Origin of the sequence: Bartonella sp. DB5-6, assembly GCF_000278115.1 — a bacterium.
Classification (GTDB): Bacteria; Pseudomonadota; Alphaproteobacteria; order Rhizobiales; family Rhizobiaceae; genus Bartonella; species Bartonella refiksaydamii.
In genome coordinates, this window is the sequence record NZ_JH725116.1 from 129240 (window position 1) to 149555 (window position 20316).

A 20316-nucleotide genomic window follows, 5' to 3' on the forward strand; every position below is an offset into this window, starting at 1 on the left:
ATAAGATGACAGTTAAAAAGAAGTATGAATCTACTGATGAAACAATCGAAGTTAATGGAGTTACGCTTCACCGTATACGTGCTTTAAGAAATTTTAGAGATGTGTACGCAGGTGACTTAGGTGGCTTTATTGAAAATGAAAGCAATTTAAGTCATGAGGGAGACTGTTGGGTTGGGGACGATGCAAAGGTTTATGGTAGTGCTAGGGTTTACGGTCGAGCCAAGGTTTTTGGTAATGCCAACGTTTATGATAACGCTCATGTTTATGGCAATGCCATTGTTTATTTTGATGCTAAAGTTTTTGATAATGCACATGTATACGGTACAGCAATAATTTGTGGAAATGCCCGTGTGTGTGGTAATGCATGGATTGATACAGGTTATATTAGTGGTTGTGATTTAGTTAATAGTAGTAAAAAGAAATACGAACTTACAGACGATACAGTTGATCTCGGTCCTTTCAAGTTACACCGAATACGAGCATTGAGAAGCTTTGGCAAAGTAAAGAAAGGTGATTTAGGTGGCTGGGTAGAGAGTGAAGAGAACCTCAGTCACGAAGGTAATTGTTGGATTAGTGGTTTGGGGGCTGTTTTTGGTGGCGGCAGATTACGTGGTGATCACCTAGTTCCAAACTTTAATTACATTTCCAATACGACTTATAAATTGTCTATGTTAACACCACAACAATACATGGCATCTCTACCTTGGCACCGTAGAATATGGGAGCGACTCCGTTATTATTGGGAGTGCGGAATATGGCTTTAGCTATTAGAATTATTCATGAAGAGCTTTCTTTTAAATAGTTTATCAAACCACGTTTTGTTTTGCTGGTTTGTCCACCGGAAAAAACCAAGACAAAACTTGGTTTCAAGCGCTGCTTCTGGATCATTACATGAGGTGTGTTCAACTACGATGGTTATAGGTTTTCTTAAACATGGTTTTTGTGGGTGTATGGTAAACCAAAGAGTCAATTTACTTTTGGCTTTTATACTAAAAAGATCAAAAAATCCCAAATGGTTAGGATCTAATTTTGGGTCTATTAAATCAATATACTTATCGCTTTTTAAAGCGATTTTCTTTGCATTTTTACGTTTTTTAGAATCTGAGATACCTTCGGTAGGATCTGGGTAGAGTGCTTCAGTAAATATAAATGGGTGTTTTTTAGGTATTTTGATGTGATTTATTTTGATTATTTGGTTTGTAGGATTGTAAATGGCTAATTCCAATTCAACTTCAAGGTCACTAGGATGCTCTGGAGACAGATGTTCATAAACTGTACGTACAGTACAGTTTTGCAACTTTTGTCCTAAACATTTTTCTTTTTGTTCTTTGTAGCTTTTATACAAAACAAAAAGTAGAGAGAACGTACTAATGATTAAAGAAATACATTCATATGTTGTTGGTGTATCTTCCATATTTTTCTCAGCCCGCTTTTGGAAAAAGACAATCCTATAAAACACATTTTGTATGGAGAGGCGCGGTGAATAACACGATTCTTTGTTTTGATCTAGGTACGAAGACGGGGTGGGCGATACGTGGTGCAAGTGGTGACATATTCAGTGGTACCGTGAATTTTCAACCAAGTCGTTTTGAAAGCGGTGGGATGCGTTACTTGCGCTTTAAGAGATGGCTATCAGAAATAAAGCAGACAGCAGATGGAATTGATGCGGTGTATTTTGAAGAGGTGCACCGGCATATTGGTACAGATGCTGCGCATGTGTACGGTGGTTTATTAGGTCACTTAACGGCTTGGTGTGAACAGCATCAGATACCGTATGAGGGTATACCGGTTTGTACGATTAAGAAAGTGACGACAGGCAAGGGGAATGCGTCGAAAGAAGAGATGATTAAGGCGGTGCGTGCAAAAGGGCACAATCCAAAAGATGACAACGAAGCAGATGCTTTAGCAATTTTATATTTAGTTAAAGAAAGGGAATTGGGGTATGTCCAGTAAATTACCGTGGACGAGACTTAATACAGACCAGTGGCTATTTAAACTCTCTGATTTACCGCCTATGGAAGTCAATGTTTATGTGAAGTTGCGGATAAGAATGTTACACACGCGTGAACCTCTTTTGAATGATTCACGAATATTATCTCATTTTACTTGTTGTTCAGTAAAAAGATTTCAAAAGGCATTAGAGTATTTATTTAGATCTGGACACATCATTTGTTTAGAAGATGGTCGTTTGTGGAGTTCAGATGTTGAGGAAGAACTCAATAACTCAAACGAAAATTTAAATAAATTTTCAGAGAGAGCACAGAAGGCAGCGCAAGCAAAATGGGCAAAACATCATAAAGCAAAAACAATTAGTGATGATCAAGATGCTAAGCATGATGCTAAAGCAATGCTTAAGGATGCTAAGCATGATGCTAACGGTATGCTTAAGAATGCTAAGCATAATGCTAAGCATGACGCTAGCAATGCACAAGCAATGCTTAATTATGCCATTAACAATAACAATAACATATATAATAAAAAAACTAATACTATCGTATTAGCAAAAAAAGAAATTGGTTCTGAAAATTTAGAAACAATCGATTTGGTTCAAGAGCCAACGGAGGTTCATGATCTCGAGAGCCAATCAGATCAAATCGCAACCTCATCAGAAAACCAACCTCCCATTCACGAGCAAGAGAGCGTTCCAGAAAAAGCAAAGCGGGTTAGAAATGACTGGGGCTGTCGTATCCCTGATGATTTCGAACCCGATTACGCTTTTGCCATTGCAGAGGGGTTGCCTCCAGAGCGTGTGAAAGTCGAAATCGCAAAGTTTCGAGATTTTTGGAAAGCTAAAGCAGGTAAGGATGCACGCAAAACGGATTGGAAAGCAACGTGGAGAAACTGGGTGCGAAAGGCTATCGAGGATTTAGAGAAAGGAAAAAATTATGGAAAACAAACCAATTCCCAAACAGGACAACAGCGCGGGTGGAATTATCGAGTTGCACAGCACATGTCCGATATCAAAAATTCAGATAGTGTTTACAAATTTTTATTCGAGGATGGAGAAAGAACCACCATTCCTTTGGAAAATGGGTCAAAAGCCCTCGATTGTAGAAGTGGAGAGAGTTACTTCATTAGTCAATGATGCGTTGAAAAAGCTTGAAAAAAAAGCGAGCGAAGAGGAAATCCAAACGACGTATCTTGTCCTTTCAAGTGGTCTCAAAAGCCAATTGGGATCAGACGCAAAATCAACAGCGCTTGCGTATCTTTACGCTCTTGAAGGTGTGAGCAGCTGGGTATTGCAAACAGCAACAAAGAACGTTTTGAAAGGCAAAGCAGAGGGATTAAATCCAACATTTATGCCCTCAACAGCAGATTTTTATCGTTATTGCGAAAAGCTTGAAAGCGATATTCGCTTTCGTGCAAATCGCCTTCTAAAGAACCTTGAAAAGCCTGAAAAAGGAACAAATCAAAAGGCACCGATGCCATCAGAACGCATTGAAAAGCTTCAAAAAGAACTTGAAGAGATTTTAAAGGGCATTGAAGGATAAACAGCAAAGTAGTGAAATTTGCTGAACGTTTTGAGAATAGATATGCGTTTAAATTGACAGAAAGACACCGTACAGAGCGATTTAAAGATTTTATGATAAAAACTACATTGAAATTAAAAACGCTTCTGTACGGTCCATTTTGAGGCAAATAGACACATTGGTAAAATTATGGACTAAAAGCATGAGGATTTTAAAACATTTGTTCTTAAAAAACCGTAAACAGCCAATGCAAAAAAAGTTTATCGCAACAGCTGTTGGCTATGTCCCATGGGGGGACGGAGCGGCAGAGTATTTTTACAACCTCTACGAATATCCTGATGGCACAAGAGAGTGTGAAAAGTTTGATGGCGGACAGTATTATACCACACCAGAAAATGCGGATTTTAGTACCAAAGCGCAAGTGAAAGCGTGGGTTTATGGAGGTAATGTTCCGAAAAGCGTTCTCAATTACGAACCTCTCATAGATGAGATCAATAAAGAGATCAAAAAATTATCGAAAACCACAGGAAATAAATATGTTTACAGATAAACAACTAAGAGCCTTGTTTGGCATTATAACTTTTATATTTTTATGTTTTTTAGGAATTAAAAAAAATCTTGACTTTATTCAGAGTATTTTGACATTCGCATCTGTTTCTTTGGTAATAGTCACAACGGTTTTTGCAATTTTATGCAATTCCAATATCCCTTTTGAGTTGCAAAACAACCCAAAATACAAATGCGGAAATACAACAGGTTGGAAGATATTAACACGTGATTTACAACAGTATATGCATAGACTTTTAAAGCTAATAAGTTTAGCGCTTGTCGTTTTAATTTTCCCAAGTAGTTATAAAGAAACTGTTTCTTTGTCTGTCGTTTCTAATTACGTGGAATACAAGCTTTCTTTTCCATTAGATACTGTACTTTGGTACTCAGATATTGCTCTTTGGTATTCTTTTTTAGTTTGTGTATTGTTTCTTATGTTACATACACGCAGTTTAATAAATATATCTATTTACACACTACAGTGCTCAGTTAAAAAGCCATAGTAAAATTTCCTATTTTATACTTTTTTACAAAGACTTCATTCTTATGACCTTATAGACAGCAAGCTAGAAAAAGCGCTTAATATTCAATTAGGTAAGCATCAAAATGAAAAAATATGAAAAAATAAAAAATACGTATTGACATTAAAAGAAGGTTCGTTTAGAAGGACGTCAAGTGTGTAGAAACACTTACGAATAGCGGATAGGTTACGAAACAGCCTCTCCCATGCCTTTAAGAAACTGACTTTCTTTTATGCTATTATTGGCATATAACGATTTTGTCGGGCGTAGTATGTTATACAATACCCTTTTTAGGGGAAAGCATACAGCGGACTATTCGCCGTGTTTCTAGCGCCCGACGCCCTTATAGGGTGTCAATAGAAACCTTTTTTACGAATAGGATTACTAGCATGAATGCTACAGTAAAAAATCAAAAAACATCTCCAAAATATGAACTTACTAATGAAAACTGCGTTGTTAACGGTGTGACTTTACACCGCATTAGAGCTATTAGAGATTTTGCTGATGTAAAAGCTGGGGACCTCGGGGGCTTTATTGAAAATGAAAGCAACCTTTCTCATGATGGCAATTGCTGGGTGTATGATGATGCTATGGTTATTCAAGCAAGCGTTTCCGAAAATGCCAAAATACGCAATAAAGCCTGCGTTGTGAATTGGGCTAGGGTTTATGGTAATGCCGTGATTAGTGATAAGGCATGGGTTTTGAATGATAAGGCACATGTTTATGACAATGCAGTCATTAATGGCAATGCAAAAATTGGAGGCTATGTTTTTGGCAATGCTGTTGTGAGTGATAATGCCGTTATTACAGAGGGGGCTCTTATTTACGATAATGCCCGTGTTTATGAAAATGCGTATGTGAGTGGGCTTGTGTTTAATGATGCCCATGTCTATGGGAAATCACGCCTTGCTGCGTGGTCAAAAGCTTATGGAAATGCTCATGTTTTTGATAACGCTATAGTTTATGATGGTAGCAATATTTATGACAATGCCAAGGTTTCTGGCTCGGCGCGTGTTGGTCCCTGTGCAAAAATTCACGATAATGCTCATGTGAGTGGCAAGGCACAAATTTGCCAATTTACAACGATTTATGGCAATGCTGTGCTTAAAGAAAATAAGAAATTTTCTGAAGATGTCTGTGGTGATGATAAAGCAGCGTAAATAAAATAACGGCGCGGGGGGCTGCTTTATAGCAAAAAAACCGCATCAAAATGAATTGATACGGCTTTTATGATCAAAAAAATAGCGATCTAAATAAACGATTAAAATGATCAATCGAAATTAAAAGAACATCTCTTTATTGCACAAAACGTATCAAAATGCAAGCTGTTAAATAAAGTAAAAATGGGATTCATTCTTTAGATTCAGTGTGTTATAATAAATTTCGTTTGTAATTACACACCATAATGTGTTATACCACCATCAGTTGTGAGTTCATTTTGTTCTAAGTACTATTTTCCATTAAAGGACAGAAAGCAAATGCTTAATAAAGTGATCTTAATTGGTCATTTAGGTACCAATCCAGAAAGAAAAACTATGACCTCTGGTGGTGAGGTGGTTAATTTTCGAATGGCAACTACTGAGAGCTATACAGACAAGGCAACCAATAAGAAAGTAGACAAAACAGAATGGCATTCCATTGTGGTGTTTAATCCACACCTTGCAAAAATAGCTCTCCAGTATCTCAATAAGGGCAGCAAAGTTTATATCGAGGGGCGACTACAAACTCGTAAATGGCAAGATAAAAACGGTGTTGAACGGTATGTAACAGAAGTCATATTGCCTCAGTACAAAGGCGAGTTAAAGCTTTTAGATGGCAAAAATAATGATAATCAAGAGCAGTCATCCCCTTATGACAGAAGCTTTCAGAGACCTCTTGATATGCCTACAAACGCTTTAAATGATGAGATTCCTTTTTGAGGTGGTGTGAAAATGAGTGATGTAAAATTAGAGGCAGGACGTAAATCTTATCATGCTATTACAGAGCAACAGAGACAGATATTAGAGAGTCATGATGTATGTAGGCGCGATTTTAATCTTATTATAGGTATCATATTGGGGGTGGCGTCATCTATCTTTATTATGACACCACTTAGTGGTGGAGATTGGAAAAACTGGACAGCCATAATTGTAGCTTTCATTTTATTCATATGGCTATGTGTTTTGAATGAAAAAGTGCGTTCAGTGTCAGATAAAATTTGGCAAGATATTAAACAGGAATCTGGGGACATAAGTGAAAAAAAACAAAAAGAGGGGACGCCCTAAAATAGCAGGGCAGGTAAGAGAGCCAAATGGTCGTATAACACGTGCAAAAGCACCGCGTGAAGCCGTTGATAAATTGGCAATAGAAATACGTGCAAAGCGCTTCGGTTTAACGCTACAGGAGGCAAAAAATCCACTTTCTGGTACTTACATAGGGCGGCTTTGTTTGCAAGGCGTACTTACACAAGAGCAATATGACGCCTCGCAACAGTATTTACAGATAAGAAACGACTATTTGTGTGCAAAAGGCTTGCCAAGTGCTGTTTATGATGAAATGCCCTCATCAGCAGATGATAAGGCAAGAGATAAGTGGGTAGAATTTGCAACAGAACAGTTTTCTAATATGCAAGAGGCACTAAAAGAAGCCCAGTGTCTTTATAGACAGTACAATCTTTATGCAGCGCTACAGTACCTCGTTATAGAAGATCAAATGCTACCACATCTTGTGAATTCACTGCGGGTTGCTCTTGATGCGCTTCAAAAGCATTTTGATCGTAAATGACAATCTCTATTACGGTTTCATTATATAGTATATCCATTCTATGGTGTTGCAACGTTTCTTTAGTAATTCAATCGTTTCATAATAACCGTTTCTCACATTATATACTAGATCAGTAATTTGTTCTTCTAAGTCAAATTCAGGGTCCTTCGTAGTTTTAAGAAATTCTTTCGCATAATAAATCATTGGATTTTTGCTGTTATTTGATTCGTTATATGCCCACATAAAATACATTGGCTTCCAAAGATATTTCCTGCGTAAATGATCTATCACATTGGGTAGAGCCATGGGTAGATCCATATGTGACATCAATATATTATAATCACCCCGCAATAAATTCACATAGCGTCCGCAATAAATAACCCATAGATGACGTTTCAATATAAGATCAGTTTCGGTGTATCCATGTCTGTGTGCATATTCTTTTGCTTCGAGTATCTTTTCAGAATGCGTAGAGCCAATATATGATTCACTCGCGTATTTGTTGTAAAGTTTATTATACTTCTCTTTAGTATCTACACTTGTAAACATACGCGTCAATTTGTCTATAAATCCAAATGACGCTGATGCAGGTAGCGCTGATATAGAAAAGAAAGCTATAAATGTTATGATGCGTGTTATGGATAATGATTTCATCGTTTTGAATCCCTAATTATTATAAGCGCTGTTTAACCGATTCCTTTTGAATGTATCAATATGTGTTATTTTTATGTTGACAAAGTGTAGCAAATCGTATTTAATGACATTGCTGTACTTGGTCGTATTGTATCTAGACGAGAGGCAGTGCAGTTTGAAATCCCCGCAAATGCGGGGTTTTTTATTATCTGGAGGGCGTATTTTATGACATCACAAAATACAGAACAGGCTCCACAACCCATTAAAAAGCGTATACCCCCAAAGGCAGGTCAAGGGCGGGTTAAAGGCGTTCCCAATAAAATGACGCGCATTTTAAAAGAAGCAGTGGTTAAGGCTGCTGAGAATGCTGGGAATAAAATTGGCAATGATGGTTTGATTTCCTATTTGGAAAAGCAGGCTATGGAATGTCCAGCGGCTTATTTAGCGTTGCTTGGTAAGGTGTTGCCTTTACAGGTAACAGGTGAAGATGGGGGAGCCGTTAAGGTGATAACGCGTGTAGAAATCGCGCCTTTGGTCAATGACGACACGACAGATTAATATTGTTCCAAAGCTTATACCGATTTTTACAGGTAAGGCTTTGGTACGAGCGGCTTGGGGAGGGAGAGGTTCTGGGAAGACAAGATCATTTGCCTTGATGGCTGCTTTAAAAGGCTATCAATTTGGCATGGGAGGAATATCAGGCACTATTCTTTGTGCACGGCAGTTTCAGAATTCTCTAGCAGAAAGTTCATTGGAGGAGATTAAACGCGCCATTGAAGCGCATGACTTTTTAAAGGACTATTACAAGGTTGGGGAGTCCTCGATTAAGTCGAGAGATGGTCGTATAGCCTTTCAGTTTTCTGGTCTTGACCGCAATATTGCAAGTATCAAGTCTATGGGGCGTATTTTGCTTTGTTGGGTTGATGAGGCAGAGCCCGTTACAGAGACAGCTTGGCAAACGCTTATACCGACGTTGCGTGAAGAGGGAGAGGGATGGCACGCAGAGTTATGGGTCACATGGAACCCATTGCGAGAAAATGCCCCCGTTGAGAAGCGGTTTCGCTTTTCAGACAATAAGGCAATTAAGCGTGTTGAGATCAATTGGTCAGACAATCCGAAGTTTCCAAAGATCTTGAATGAAGCGCGTCTTGATGACCTTAGAAACCGCCCTGAGACCTATAAGCATATTTGGGAGGGGGCTTATCTTACAGCGGTTCAAGGCGCTTACTATCAAAAGGAAATGTTGGCAGCCGAGCAAGAGGGGCGGATAGGGCGTGTTGCTCGTGATCCTTTAATGCAGATACGCGCCTTTTGGGATATTGGGGGAACAGGAGCCAAGGCAGATGCAACAGCGATATGGATAGCACAGTTTGTGGGGCGAGAAATCAGGGTGCTTAATTATTACGAAGCACAGGGACAACCGTTATCAGAACATGTAGGCTGGTTGCGTCAAAATGGCTATGAGAAGGCGTTGATGGTTCTCCCCCATGATGGTGCGACCAGAGACCGTGTGCACAATGTGAGTTTTGAAAGCGCTCTTAAACAGGCAGGCTTTCAAACAAAAGTTATCCCTAATCAGGGAGCAGGGGCTGTTAAGATACGTATAGAAACAGTCCGCCGTGTTTTGCCTTCTGTTTGGTTTAATGAGAAGACGACGGTAGCAGGACGCAAGGCACTGAACTGGTATCACGAGAAATGGGATGAGAAGCGTAATATTGGCTTGGGAGCAGAGCATGATTGGTCCAGTCATGGGGCAGATGCCTTTGGATTGATGTGCATTTCATACAAACCACCAAAAGAAATACAAAAGCGACCAGCTTATAGCGGCAGAACGGAATATGAGAGTACCTCATGGATGGCAGAATGATGCATGATGATGAACATTTAGAGAAAGACAGCAAAGTCTCTGATCTTTCTCATGAAGGTTTGTTTCGCAAGCTTGTCAGTTGGTACAAAGAAGATGTGGAGCATGTGAACAAATGGCGTGAACATGCACGGGAGGATTTTGGTTTTTACAATGGTGATCAATGGAATGAAGAAGATTTATCGGCGTTAAAAAAGCAACGCCGCCCCGTTATGACCTTTAATCGTATTGCCCCATTGGTCAATGCTGTTGTGGGGTCAGAGCGCAATAACAAGCGCGAAGTGCAGTTTATTCCACGTCAAGTAGGTAAGGCATTGCCAAGTGAATTGCTTACCGGTGCAGCGGAATGGTTTAGAGATACAGCGCATGCAGAATACGCTGATAGTGATGCGTTTCAGGATGCTGTCATTTGTGGCATGGGCTGGACTGATACCCGCCTTGATTATGAAAACAGCCTCGATGGTGAACCGGTAATTACCCGTTTAGACCCGTTAAAGATGGTTTGGGATAGTGCAGCGGTGCAACCGAACTTAACCGATGCACAACGTTTGTGGTATGTGGACCGCAAGCCTTTGGAAGTAGCCAAGCAGATGTTTCCCAAAGCCCATTGGAGTGAACTGAGTGCGGATTGGGCAATGGATGGGAGCTCTCATGGAGGTATTCACCACAATGATCTTGATTATTACAGTGATGAGGGGAGCATTGATGTTGAAAATGGTCGTCGGATGGTCACGCTTGTTGAATGCCGTTGGTTTGAAAGCGAGAGGTATTACAAAGCGCCCGATTTAAGCACTGGAGAACTTCGTGATTATAGCGAGGAAGAATTTAAGCAGCTACAGTGCATGATGCCGGATATCCAAGGGGCGGCTTTTAATAAAAAGGTTATTAAGCGCGCTTTTTTAGGCAGGAAGGTTTTGCTATGCCCCGATCAACCCATGGTTCCAGCTGGTCAATTGGGTTGGGAGTGTATAACGGGATATTTTGACAAGATAGAACGGCAATTTTATGGGGTTGTACGTCCGACAAAAGACCCGCAACGGTGGGCGAATAAATATTTTAGTCAAGTTATGTATATCCTCAATAGCCAATCCAAAGGGGGGCTTATTGTCGAGGAAGGGGCGTTTAAGGACATCGGGCAGGCTATGCAAGATTGGGCACGGGCTGATGCGTTGCTGGTTGCTGAAGATGGCGCTCTTGCACAAGGAAAGATCCAACCCAAACCCGTAGCAGAATTTCCAACGGGGTTTTTCCAGCTGTTTAATGAAGCTAAGGAAGCAATTAATCAGGTGACGGGTTTATCGCCAGAATTCATTGGCACAAGAGAAGTGACACAAGCGGGTATTTTGGAGGCACAACGACGCCAATCCAGTTTAAATCTGCTTGCTTGTCTGTTTGATGATTTACGTTTGTATCGCAAAAGGCAAGGTAAGATTATTTTGCACTTGATACAGAATTACTTGTCCGATGGGCGTTTGGTACGGATATCTGGTGAAGAGAATGCGCAATATATTCCATTGACGCGTGAAGGAGTAACGAGTGTCGAGTATGATATTGTGGTTGATGATGCGCCAACCAGCCCGAATGAGAAAGAGCGCACCTTCGGTATCATCACACAGCTTTTACCGTTACTCCAAAATGCTATTACGCCGGATATTATGCTTGATCTACTTCGTTATTCACCATTACCAGCGTCGTTACTCAATCGTGTCAGTGAGAAGTTCCAACAGCAACAAATGGTACAACAACAGCAGATGGACCCTGAGCAGGAAATAAAGTTGCAGGAAAAACAACAAGATTTAGAGACGAAAGCACAGATGCATCAGATGGATTTGCAACAAAAGCAGATTGATCTGTTTGTGCATCAAGAGAGAGCAAAAACAGAAGCGGAACTGATGCAACAACGCTATGAGATTGAACGGCAGAAGCTTCTCAATGATCAGGCACACAATCAGATCATGCGAGAGCGAATAGCATTACACAGAGGTATGCATAGTTGAGAGAGGTGAAAGAATGAATGCAGAAATGAATGAAGCTATGAATAAAGATTATAGAGTTGGGGCACCGGTCTTGGATGATGAGAGCTCTTTTGATGGCGGCGGTGACAGTGAAACCGTTACCAGTGATGATGTAAGTTCTCAAGAGCCGGTCTCACAGCCTGTTCATGAGGTTTCGGAGATATCTACGGTAGAGGAGCAGCGTGCAGAAGAACAAGCCTGCCAAGCGCGTGAAGCCCTTATGAAGTTTTATGACCAGAAATCTCAGGAATCTTATGTTGACGGTGATGACACACCGCTTGACTTGGAGAAAGACCCAAAAGGTTATATTCTGCGGATGGACAAGAAGCTTCAAGAACAAGGTGCGTTTATTAAAGCACAACAGGAAGCACAAAGGCAGGCTTTTGAACAACAACAGCACGATGCGCATTTGAACCAGTTTTTAGAAAATTCTGTTACAGCGGTTAAAAAGAAGTACAGTGATTTTGATGCAGCGGCGGATTATCTTTATGAGACGCGTGCTAAGCAGTTAGCAGCTTGGTCAACGGTTTATCCTGAGTATGCGCAAAAGAGTACGATAGATGCGATTATAGGCAATGAATTACGTACGATTGTAGCTACATGTGCACAAAAGGGTATTAATCCAGCAGACGAGCTTTATGGGATAGCAAAAAATCTTGGTTATCAAAACCAAGTGGAACAAGCCAATAATCAGGTAGCAGAGCTTCAAAGTCGTCAGAATTCTGCGCGGACTTTGACGGCATCTGGTGGAGGGGTGAGTGTTGGACCAACCACTTTAGCAAGCATTGATAGGATGTCAGAAGAAGAATTTGACGCTTGGATATCCATTCCGAGAAATAAAGAAATATTCCGGCAATTACATGGTGCAGGTAACGGGTATTAAGTGCGCTTTTTTATAGAAACTAGCCTGTTTTATGCAGGTTGATAGTCCGGCTTTTAAGCCGGTTTTTTTTTACAGCAAAGAAAGGTTAAATCAATGGCATTAACAACAGTTAGAGCAGATGATCCTCATGCGATAAGCACGTGGTCAAAATTATTAAATACAGAAGTTTCAAAGGCGATACCTATTGCCCCTCTTATAGGCAGGGGGTCGAACAGTATTATTCAACTTAAAACTGAAACACAGAAGGGCAGAGGAGATTGTGTTACATTTAGCTTGCGTGCACAGCTTTTGGGACGGGGTGTCACCTCAGGACAGACGCTTGAAGGGAATGAAGAGGCATTACAATTCCTTCATGACAGATTGTATATTGACGAGCTTTCGCATGCAGTTCGTGTAGAAAATGAAGGTAGTATAGCGCAGCAACGTACAACATTTGATTTGCGTGACGAAGCAAAAGATGGCTTGGTTGATTGGTATGCAGATCGCCTAAGCTTGATGTTTTTCATTCAAGCTTGTGGATATACAGCAAGGACAATCTCTTTTGAAGATCGGATGATAGATATCGAGAATGTGCATTATGGATTTAATGAACCTCTGGCACCAAGCAGTAAGCGAATTATCCGTCCAGATAGTAAAACCAAGGATGAAGAGCTAAGTGAAGCCCCAAAACACAGCTTTAGTTTGAAGCTTATTGACGAAGCTGTAAAAATGGCCAAACTTGCTAATCCCAAAATTCGACCAGTGCGTGTGAATGGGGAGAGTGTTTATGTTCTTTATTTGCATCCAACACAAGTGATGCAATTGCGTACCAATACAGAAACGGGTCAGTGGCTTGATATTCAGAAAGCTGCTTACACAGGCTCTCGTGCGAAAAACCCAATCTTTGATGGTTCTTTAGGCATGTATAATGGTGTGATTTTACGTGAATCTGAACATGTCACCCATGGGGTTAAATCCACCGATCATACAGCGAAAAAAAGTGTGCGTCGCGCTGTTTTGCTTGGTGCACAGAGTATCGTTATGGCTTTTGGGAATAATCGCAATGTCAATCGCTATAAATTGGTGGAAGAGCATTTCGACTATCAACGTTACTATGGTTTGTCTGCGAAAACACTGATTGGCATGAAGAAAACCCGTTTCAAATTTCCAAATAGCTCTCAAGCAGCCCAAGATTTTGGAACGATTGTCATTCCCACTTACAGTGGTGAACCTGATAATTAATCATATGGAGGAAACAAGACATGGCAGATCAATTACCACCTCCATTACAGGGAAGAACTCTTCATACCCAACAGGTGAGTTTCTTACGTTTGAATATCTCGCATAAAGATAAACATCTTACGGAGAAAATAGGAATTTTGCCTCGAGGTGCTTTGATCACTTCGATGAAGGCTTTTGTCAAGACCGCGTTTTCTGAGGCAAAATTAAAGATAGGTAGCACCTATGGCGGCAATGAGTTTGGTGAAAAGGATATCAAAACCCAAGGCACACAGGACTTTACGCCAACAGATCAAAAGTTTTTTGTTGCAGCTGATAAGGAAGTTACCCTTTATGCAACACGGGATAAAACAACTGCGGCTGGTGAGTGTGTTGTGGTTGTGCAATTCGTGACTAATCGTTGAGGGGATAAGATATGGCAGATTATTTACCACAGCCCTTGCAAGGGAGAAATCTTCATACCCAGCAGGTAAGCTTTTTGCGGCTTAATTTTAGCCATGAAGTTAAAGAGCAAGTGATGAAAATAGGCACTTTACCTTGTGGAGCCCTGATTACCTCGATTAAGGTTTTTGTCAAAACGGTTTTTACAGATGCCAAGTTACAGATTGGCAGCACTGCTGGAGGAAAAGAGTTTGGTGAACCTGATATTAAACAACAAGGTGTTCAAACGGTCACGATAAACAATCAAAAAGAGTTTGTACCTTCTGATAAAGAGGTCACTCTCTATGCGAAAGTAACGAAATCGGTTCAATCCGGTGAAGCAACGGTGGTTGTTGAGTTTGTGACTAATCACTGAAATTGGGGGAGATATGTATTAACTCCCTCTCAGTTTATGAAGTAGAAGACTGTACAGAGAGTTGCAAATTAAGGGCAGATAAGACAGCGACTAAAGTAGAAAGTTTAGGGTCACCTGTTTTGCTTAAAGAGCGGTATAATCCACTGCGTTCGCGATTGGTTTCTTTTGCTAAGGCACTCATATTTTGAGCTCGCGCAACTATACCAAGGGCATCCGCTATATGAGCAGCATCACCTGTTTTGAAGGCTTCATTGAGAAATATTTGTTGTTCCTCAGTGGTTTCAAGATATTCTTCTGGTTTAAATGGTGTAGTTTTCATCACTGTACTCCTCTTTTAACTTTAACGCTTGTTCAATATCTCTTTTCTGCGTTGATTTATCTCCACCGCATAACAAAAGGATAAAATCAGAGCCTCTTTGGGTAAAATAAATTCTGTAACCAGCCCCATAGTGGATACGTAATTCACCAATGCCATTAAAAAACTTCGCATCACCTAAAAGACCTTGTCTTAACCGTACAACACGTTGAAGAATAATAGCTTTAACGCTTTTATCTTTAAGTTTCTTAAGCCAAGTATCAAATTCTATCGTTTTATGAATGGTTACCATCAGTGCACTATACTACACAAAATATATAATATCAATAGTAATAATTTTTACTGAAAGGTATTTTGATGACACGTCATTATATTCGGGTTAAGACCGGAGGACCAATACCTGTAAAGCGAGATGTTTATCGTCATAAGAGAACACTTTCGCACCTTGTGTCGGTCATTCAAGATGAGATTGATGACATAGCGGATGAGTATGTTCATCAAATCCAAGAAAGTATTTTTGCAGCCATTCGTTTTTGTGAACGGGAGACCTTTTACTTTAACGAAAGCCGTTATGTGGTGTTTGAGACACGGGCGGGACAAGGTGTTTATGATGCAAGCACTACCAGCCATATCGAAAGTGCTGTTAAAATCAAAAACGTTTATCTGAGTTCTGATCAACATCACAAGCTTGCATTGGAGTGTAAGGACCATGTTTCTTTAGAGCCTTTGTTATCATCAGAGCAGCAAGGAACGCCGGTTTGTTACAGTTATTTTGATAGGCAATTACATCTTTATCCCACACCGGATAGAGCCTATCAGATTCAACTCATTCTCTCACCTATGCGTTTATCAGAGATAGAGAGTGTCGATGAGGAGCATCCATGGTTTGTCCATGCCTTTGATCTGATCAAAGCGCGTGCAAAGTATGAATTGTATAAGAATATCTTGAAAGAACCAGATTCTGCCGCGGCGGCTTACAATGACTTTAACGAACAGTTGCGAGAATTGCGTGCAGAGACGTCTCAACGTCATAACGTGACCAGAATAATTCCAACGGATTTCTAAGATGGTTTATTTTCCCATTGCTGATTACAGACCAGATGTTGCGGTTGTTAACAGCAACTTTACTGATAGGCTTGTGAATGTTTTACCGGCGGATGGTTTTTACATGCCCATGCCCAGTGCTACGGTAATTTCTGCTCCTTTGGGAGAGAAGCCATTGGGCATGATAGCGTTTAGGACAGGCAATAGTGTTAAGATAATCGTTGGAGGAGCGCAGAAGCTCTATAGTTATGATAGTCAAACGCGTGGTTGGCAAGACATTAGCCAAAGTGGTGTGACATATCAGGCGAATGAGGAAAACAAATGGTCGTTTGCGTTATTTGGTGAAAGCATTATTGCGGTGAACAGAAACGACAAACCACAGCTTTTCAAGGTTCGCAGTTCTCAACAGTTTGAAGATTTAGCAGGTAATCCGCCCAAAGCAGGTTTGGTAAAAGTTTGGGGTGATTTCGTTTGCCTGATGCAGCTAACAGATCATCCCAATCGTATCCATTGGTCAGGCTTGAATGATGCAAGCCATTGGACGGTTGGTGGTAAAGATTGTTATTATCATGACTTTCATGATGGTGAACATGTGCAGGGTGCGACAGAATCGAGCAATCCACTTGTTTTTCTACGTTCTGCTGTTTATGCCGGTTCTTTTACCTTAGGGTCTAAGGTTCCGTTTATTTTTCAAAAGATCCAAGACAAGCGTGGGGCAAGAAGTTCTGGAGCTATTGCTTGTCGTGGTAGTGATGCCTTTTTTGCCGGTGATGGTGGTTTTTATCAGATGAGCACTGATGGTCAACTTTTACCGATAGGTTTTGAAAAGGTTGACCGAACGGTATTCTCGACGTTTGATAAGCTTGCCCTTGATGAGATGCAAGGGGTGATAGACCCTGTTTATAATCGCGTTTATTGGTCTTTGAAGAGTGGCAATAGCAAACAAACCACCTTTGTTTATGATTGGGGTTTGCAGAAATGGTCGACCCTTCAAGGAGAACTTTTTACGTTCTTTCCAGTATTCACGGCAGGCTATACATTGGAACAATTAGATGAGATTTCCACAAGTCTTGAGAGCTTACCGGCTTCTCTTGACAGTTCTATTTGGCAAAGTGGAGCACCTATGCTTGGTGCTTTTGATAAGAAAAACAGACTTGTTGTGTTTACAGGAGCGCCGATGGAGGCGATTGTTGTTTCGCAAGAGATGGGTGCGCCTGATGGGAGTTTTAGTTTTTTCACCAAGATGTTTGCAGAGGTTGATACGCAAGAAGGACTTTTAAGCATAGGAGAGCGGAGAGTTTGTAGTAATAACACACCGATTACATGGCACAAGGAGAGGATATGTTCCTTTGTGACGGGTGTTTATCATGTTCGTTCACGCAATCGCTATCACCGCTTTAAATTGCGGATTCCTGAAGGTGTTACGTGGAAACACATCACGGGCTTTAATGTGGATTTACGGTCACTAGGCAGAGGCTAATGGCAAAGATAGTTCTCACGACTTCTTGGGATAAGGAGCGCATAGCTCCTTATCTTGAAGAGATAGTTGCAGCTTTTCGTCGTTATAGTGAACGTTTCAAGCACGAACTTACTTTGCAAGAACTCCTTGAAGAGATTTGCAATGGCAAGAAGCAGTTATGGTTGGTGCTTGATGACGATGATGCGTTTTTAGCAGCGGTTACGACCCAACTTCAATATACGGCATTAGGAAAGAAGCGTGCGCTTGTTTGTGGTTGTAGCGGTAAGGGCGGGTTAGAGCTTGTTGATCACCTAAGCGTTATAGAGGATTGGGCATATGAGAATGGTGCTTTTGAGATGGAGATCTTGGGACGTTTAGGGTGGAAACCGGCACTGAAGAAGCAAGGTTATGGAATAGATATGGTATATTATAGAAAGGGATTAGAAGATGGGGGAAAAACGCCCAACTGAAACCAAACAACATCAGGTACAAACCACAGCACCTCCTTCTTGGGTGGATAACCTCTTTAGACAGGGAGGTGCACATGCATTTGGTCTTTATAACTCAGGGGCAGGTGGTAATGTTTACGGTGGACCGCGTGTAGCACCGTTAAGTGCTCCAACCACCCAAGCGATTGGAGGTATTGGGAGTGTACCATTGCACTATCAAAACCGTTCTCTGTTGAATTTAATCAACAATCCAACGGCATCTGCGAACAATCTTGGGCGTATAGCTTCTGGTGGTATGATGGGAAGGAATTCGTATTTTGGTCAGGCGCTTCAAGATGGATTGGATGATGTAGAAAATAGAATTAACAGATATTTCTCAGGTATAGGTCGCTATGGAACTCCTGATCATAAAGATGAATTGCGGAAGGGGAGTGGCTCTGTATATGCGCGTGCTATGGCTGATCAATATAATCAAGATTTGCAGCACATGATGCAAGCCAATGCGATGATTGATCAAACCAATCAGAACCAATTGGGAGCGGCGAATAATTTCTTACATGGATACAGTAATGCCTATACCAATGCCATGCAAGGGGGAGGTGTGCTTGATGCTTACAACCAAAGACTTGTTGATGCCAATCGTGAACGTTGGCTGGAGCAAGACAATAGCGGTTGGAATAGACTGAACATGTTGATGAATGCCGCGCATGGCTTTGCAGGCAATTACGGCTCAACGACGAATAATAATACAGCCTCTATGATGCAAGGCAACGACCCTTGGAAGAATTTTGCGACAGTAGCAGGTCTTGCGACAAGTTTTATGGGTGTTCCTGATATTTCTAAGCCTTTTGGCGCATTTTTAGGCAAAAAATTTGGTGTATAGGAAAGAAAGAAATGGAAAAAAGTTCTTGGTTCGATAACATTTCGCGTTTTTTTATTCCTCCTGATCAAGGTGAACATCCTTTAGTTAGAATGTCTAGAATAGGAGCAGATGGTTTAATACAACATAGTGCACATCTTCCACCTACAGTACAACGTGCTAGAAGAACATGGTCTACAGTTCAAGAAGAAAGAGAACGCCAAAAGCGTGAAGAGATCTATGGTCGTAAGCTCTTAGGGATGGTTATTCCGAAAATTGGTGAGAGACCGATTGATAAAATGAATCTGTTACAGCAATTGATACAGCAGCATCAAGGTCCTGTTGTTCCTAGTGCAATTTCTATTGATAAATCATTTGATACGGGTTCTCTTTCTTCTCTTAACGTAGGTTCTATTATTCCTGATGGAATCTATCATGAGAAGAAAGAGCCCTATATGGTTCCTGAAGCGCAAATACCACTTGGTGTAGGTGATCATCCATCACTCCCTAATGCACAGGAGATTAAACAACTTACGCCTATAGTAGAGGCAGCTTCAACACCACAGCCACAACCTTCTCCAGCAGATACTCGAACTGGTTTTGAAAAGTTTGTCCAGTCTGATTTTTATAAAAAGCTTCAAGATCTTTTTGCAGGTATGTCGGCAGCACCGTCAGGCGGTTCTGGGTGGGATGCGCTTGCAAGTGGTGTTAAGCAACTTAATGCAGGCGATAAACAAAGAGGGCAGATTAACCAAACTGTCGAGTATCTAAAGTCCAAAGGCTATAGTGAAGAAGAAGCGCGGTTCATGGCTGGGAATAAAGATGCGTTGAATGCTTTTCTATTACAAAAAGTGAATGGCGGTTATGACACTAAATCTAAAGAAGAATTGGACCGCCTACGAGAAACGATAGAGCTTAAAAATAGAGAAACTATCAGTAATAATACACTCCATGACATTGAACGTTTTATGAACTATATAGAAGAAAATGGTGAATGGGCTACAGGTAATGCGGCTAGTATACAAGCTCAGTTGGGTGTTCCTCAACACCGTGATATGAGTTCACTGCTTGATTCCATTAAAAATCGTATAGGTATTGATCGTTTAGAAACGATGAGACAGTATTCGCGTAATGGCGCCTCAGGTTTTGGAAATCTCACAGAAAGAGAGCTTGATATCTTAAAGAGCTATTTAGGAGAGATAAAGTACAACTTGGGTCATAAAGAGCTCTTGTTTAGATTGAAAAAAATCCATGAAATTTTGGGTAAGATGAAATCAGACGTATTGTCTTTGCTAGAAAACGGTCACGTTGCATTAACGAAAGAGAATGTTGATAAGGTTACCTCACAGCCGCATTTTAATGCTCCACAGCAAGGACATAGTGCAAATGCGCCTGTAGTAAAAAGTGCAGAAGAAATTGAAGCCTTACCGAAAGGGGCAGATTTTATTGTTATTGATGCCGATGGTAAAAGAATGACTATAAGAAAATAGGTTATGTT

26 protein-coding genes are annotated in these 20316 nt (G+C 40.7%); 22 read left to right on the forward strand and 4 right to left on the reverse strand.

What is annotated here, in order from left to right; genetic code table 11:
* The first annotated feature begins 5 nt into the window (after positions 1–5).
* Positions 6–764: a hypothetical protein gene (locus MCO_RS03305; RefSeq protein WP_007552595.1), complete on the forward strand. Its 759-nt coding sequence runs from the start codon at positions 6–8 to the stop codon at positions 762–764.
* Here the strand turns inward: MCO_RS03305 and MCO_RS03310 are convergent.
* Positions 761–1414, reverse strand: coding sequence for a hypothetical protein (locus tag MCO_RS03310; RefSeq protein WP_007552597.1), 654 nt, complete (start codon positions 1412–1414; stop codon positions 761–763). The genes MCO_RS03305 and MCO_RS03310 overlap by 4 nt on opposite strands.
* A 65-nt stretch (positions 1415–1479) precedes the next feature.
* Between MCO_RS03310 and MCO_RS03315 the strand changes: the two genes are divergently transcribed.
* The 9 genes from MCO_RS03315 (at position 1480) to MCO_RS03355 (ending at position 7303) form a co-directional block, all read left to right on the forward strand.
* Positions 1480–1953 carry a crossover junction endodeoxyribonuclease RuvC gene (locus MCO_RS03315; protein ID WP_007552598.1) on the forward strand — a complete coding sequence of 158 codons (474 nt, stop codon included), beginning with the start codon at positions 1480–1482 and terminating at the stop codon, positions 1951–1953.
* Positions 1943–3085, forward strand: coding sequence for a DUF1376 domain-containing protein (locus tag MCO_RS03320; protein ID WP_007552599.1), 1143 nt, complete (start codon positions 1943–1945; stop codon positions 3083–3085). The genes MCO_RS03315 and MCO_RS03320 overlap by 11 nt, the downstream gene beginning before the upstream one ends.
* Complete coding sequence (locus MCO_RS03325; RefSeq protein ID WP_007552600.1) at positions 3030–3491, forward strand: hypothetical protein; 462 nt, start codon at positions 3030–3032, stop codon at positions 3489–3491. The genes MCO_RS03320 and MCO_RS03325 overlap by 56 nt, the downstream gene beginning before the upstream one ends.
* A gap of 181 nt (positions 3492–3672) precedes the next feature.
* Positions 3673–4020, forward strand: coding sequence for a hypothetical protein (locus MCO_RS03330; protein ID WP_007552601.1), 348 nt, complete (start codon positions 3673–3675; stop codon positions 4018–4020).
* On the forward strand, positions 4007–4522 hold the full coding sequence (locus MCO_RS03335) for a hypothetical protein (protein WP_007552603.1): 516 nt from the start codon (positions 4007–4009) through the stop codon (positions 4520–4522). The genes MCO_RS03330 and MCO_RS03335 overlap by 14 nt, the downstream gene beginning before the upstream one ends.
* A gap of 407 nt (positions 4523–4929) precedes the next feature.
* Entirely contained in the window at positions 4930–5700 is a 771-nt protein-coding gene (locus MCO_RS03340; RefSeq protein WP_007552604.1) for a hypothetical protein, read from the forward strand.
* 318 nt (positions 5701–6018) lie between these two features.
* On the forward strand, positions 6019–6459 hold the full coding sequence (ssb, locus tag MCO_RS03345; protein ID WP_007552605.1) for a single-stranded DNA-binding protein: 441 nt from the start codon (positions 6019–6021) through the stop codon (positions 6457–6459).
* Between the two features lie 12 nt (positions 6460–6471).
* On the forward strand, positions 6472–6804 hold the full coding sequence (locus MCO_RS03350) for a hypothetical protein (protein ID WP_007552606.1): 333 nt from the start codon (positions 6472–6474) through the stop codon (positions 6802–6804).
* Positions 6773–7303 (forward strand): hypothetical protein, encoded by a 531-nt coding sequence (locus tag MCO_RS03355; protein ID WP_007552607.1) that lies wholly within the window; start codon positions 6773–6775, stop codon positions 7301–7303. The genes MCO_RS03350 and MCO_RS03355 overlap by 32 nt, the downstream gene beginning before the upstream one ends.
* Before the next feature lie 9 nt (positions 7304–7312).
* Here MCO_RS03355 and MCO_RS03360 read toward each other — a convergent pair whose 3' ends face one another.
* Complete coding sequence (locus tag MCO_RS03360; protein WP_007552608.1) at positions 7313–7936, reverse strand: hypothetical protein; 624 nt, start codon at positions 7934–7936, stop codon at positions 7313–7315.
* A gap of 204 nt (positions 7937–8140) precedes the next feature.
* On the opposite strand from MCO_RS03360, the gene MCO_RS03365 reads away from it, so the two are divergent.
* The 7 genes from MCO_RS03365 to MCO_RS03395 all read left to right on the forward strand — a co-directional run bounded on the left by MCO_RS03365 (position 8141) and on the right by MCO_RS03395 (position 14691).
* Complete coding sequence (locus MCO_RS03365) at positions 8141–8473, forward strand: hypothetical protein (RefSeq protein WP_007552609.1); 333 nt, start codon at positions 8141–8143, stop codon at positions 8471–8473.
* The gene (locus MCO_RS03370; RefSeq protein ID WP_007552611.1) at positions 8454–9782 is read left to right on the forward strand and encodes a PBSX family phage terminase large subunit; all 1329 of its coding nucleotides are present in this window, start codon (positions 8454–8456) and stop codon (positions 9780–9782) included. Before MCO_RS03365 ends, MCO_RS03370 begins: the two co-directional genes overlap by 20 nt.
* Positions 9767–11776: a portal protein gene (locus MCO_RS03375; RefSeq protein ID WP_007552613.1), complete on the forward strand. Its 2010-nt coding sequence runs from the start codon at positions 9767–9769 to the stop codon at positions 11774–11776. The genes MCO_RS03370 and MCO_RS03375 overlap by 16 nt, the downstream gene beginning before the upstream one ends.
* A gap of 13 nt (positions 11777–11789) precedes the next feature.
* Positions 11790–12677, forward strand: a complete 888-nt coding sequence (locus tag MCO_RS03380) for a hypothetical protein (RefSeq protein ID WP_007552615.1) — start codon at positions 11790–11792, stop codon at positions 12675–12677.
* 93 nt (positions 12678–12770) lie between these two features.
* On the forward strand, positions 12771–13898 hold the full coding sequence (locus tag MCO_RS03385) for a N4-gp56 family major capsid protein (protein WP_007552616.1): 1128 nt from the start codon (positions 12771–12773) through the stop codon (positions 13896–13898).
* 20 nt (positions 13899–13918) lie between these two features.
* On the forward strand, positions 13919–14299 hold the full coding sequence (locus MCO_RS03390; protein ID WP_007552617.1) for a hypothetical protein: 381 nt from the start codon (positions 13919–13921) through the stop codon (positions 14297–14299).
* Positions 14300–14310: 11 nt separating this feature from the next.
* On the forward strand, positions 14311–14691 hold the full coding sequence (locus MCO_RS03395; RefSeq protein WP_007552618.1) for a hypothetical protein: 381 nt from the start codon (positions 14311–14313) through the stop codon (positions 14689–14691).
* Between the two features lie 34 nt (positions 14692–14725).
* Here the strand turns inward: MCO_RS03395 and MCO_RS03400 are convergent, their stop codons facing one another.
* Both MCO_RS03400 and MCO_RS03405 read right to left on the reverse strand, forming a co-directional pair.
* Positions 14726–15010 (reverse strand): addiction module antidote protein, encoded by a 285-nt coding sequence (locus MCO_RS03400; RefSeq protein WP_007552619.1) that lies wholly within the window; start codon positions 15008–15010, stop codon positions 14726–14728.
* The gene (locus tag MCO_RS03405) at positions 14991–15299 is read right to left on the reverse strand and encodes a type II toxin-antitoxin system RelE/ParE family toxin (RefSeq protein WP_007552620.1); all 309 of its coding nucleotides are present in this window, start codon (positions 15297–15299) and stop codon (positions 14991–14993) included. Before MCO_RS03405 ends, MCO_RS03400 begins: the two co-directional genes overlap by 20 nt.
* Positions 15300–15364: 65 nt before the next feature.
* Between MCO_RS03405 and MCO_RS03410 the strand changes: the two genes are divergently transcribed.
* Genes MCO_RS03410 through MCO_RS09795 form a run of 5 tightly spaced genes read left to right on the forward strand, consistent with a single transcriptional unit; the run spans position 15365 to position 20308 of the window.
* Complete coding sequence (locus MCO_RS03410; protein WP_007552621.1) at positions 15365–16072, forward strand: hypothetical protein; 708 nt, start codon at positions 15365–15367, stop codon at positions 16070–16072.
* A 1-nt stretch (position 16073) separates the two neighbouring features.
* Positions 16074–17531, forward strand: coding sequence for a hypothetical protein (locus MCO_RS03415; protein ID WP_007552622.1), 1458 nt, complete (start codon positions 16074–16076; stop codon positions 17529–17531).
* On the forward strand, positions 17531–17980 hold the full coding sequence (locus tag MCO_RS03420) for a hypothetical protein (protein WP_007552625.1): 450 nt from the start codon (positions 17531–17533) through the stop codon (positions 17978–17980). Before MCO_RS03415 ends, MCO_RS03420 begins: the two co-directional genes overlap by 1 nt.
* Complete coding sequence (locus MCO_RS03425) at positions 17958–18842, forward strand: hypothetical protein (protein ID WP_007552627.1); 885 nt, start codon at positions 17958–17960, stop codon at positions 18840–18842. The genes MCO_RS03420 and MCO_RS03425 overlap by 23 nt, the downstream gene beginning before the upstream one ends.
* An 11-nt stretch (positions 18843–18853) precedes the next feature.
* A complete protein-coding gene (locus MCO_RS09795) occupies positions 18854–20308 on the forward strand; it encodes a hypothetical protein (protein ID WP_007552628.1) in 1455 nt (484 codons plus the stop codon).
* The last annotated feature ends 8 nt before the right edge of the window (positions 20309–20316 follow it).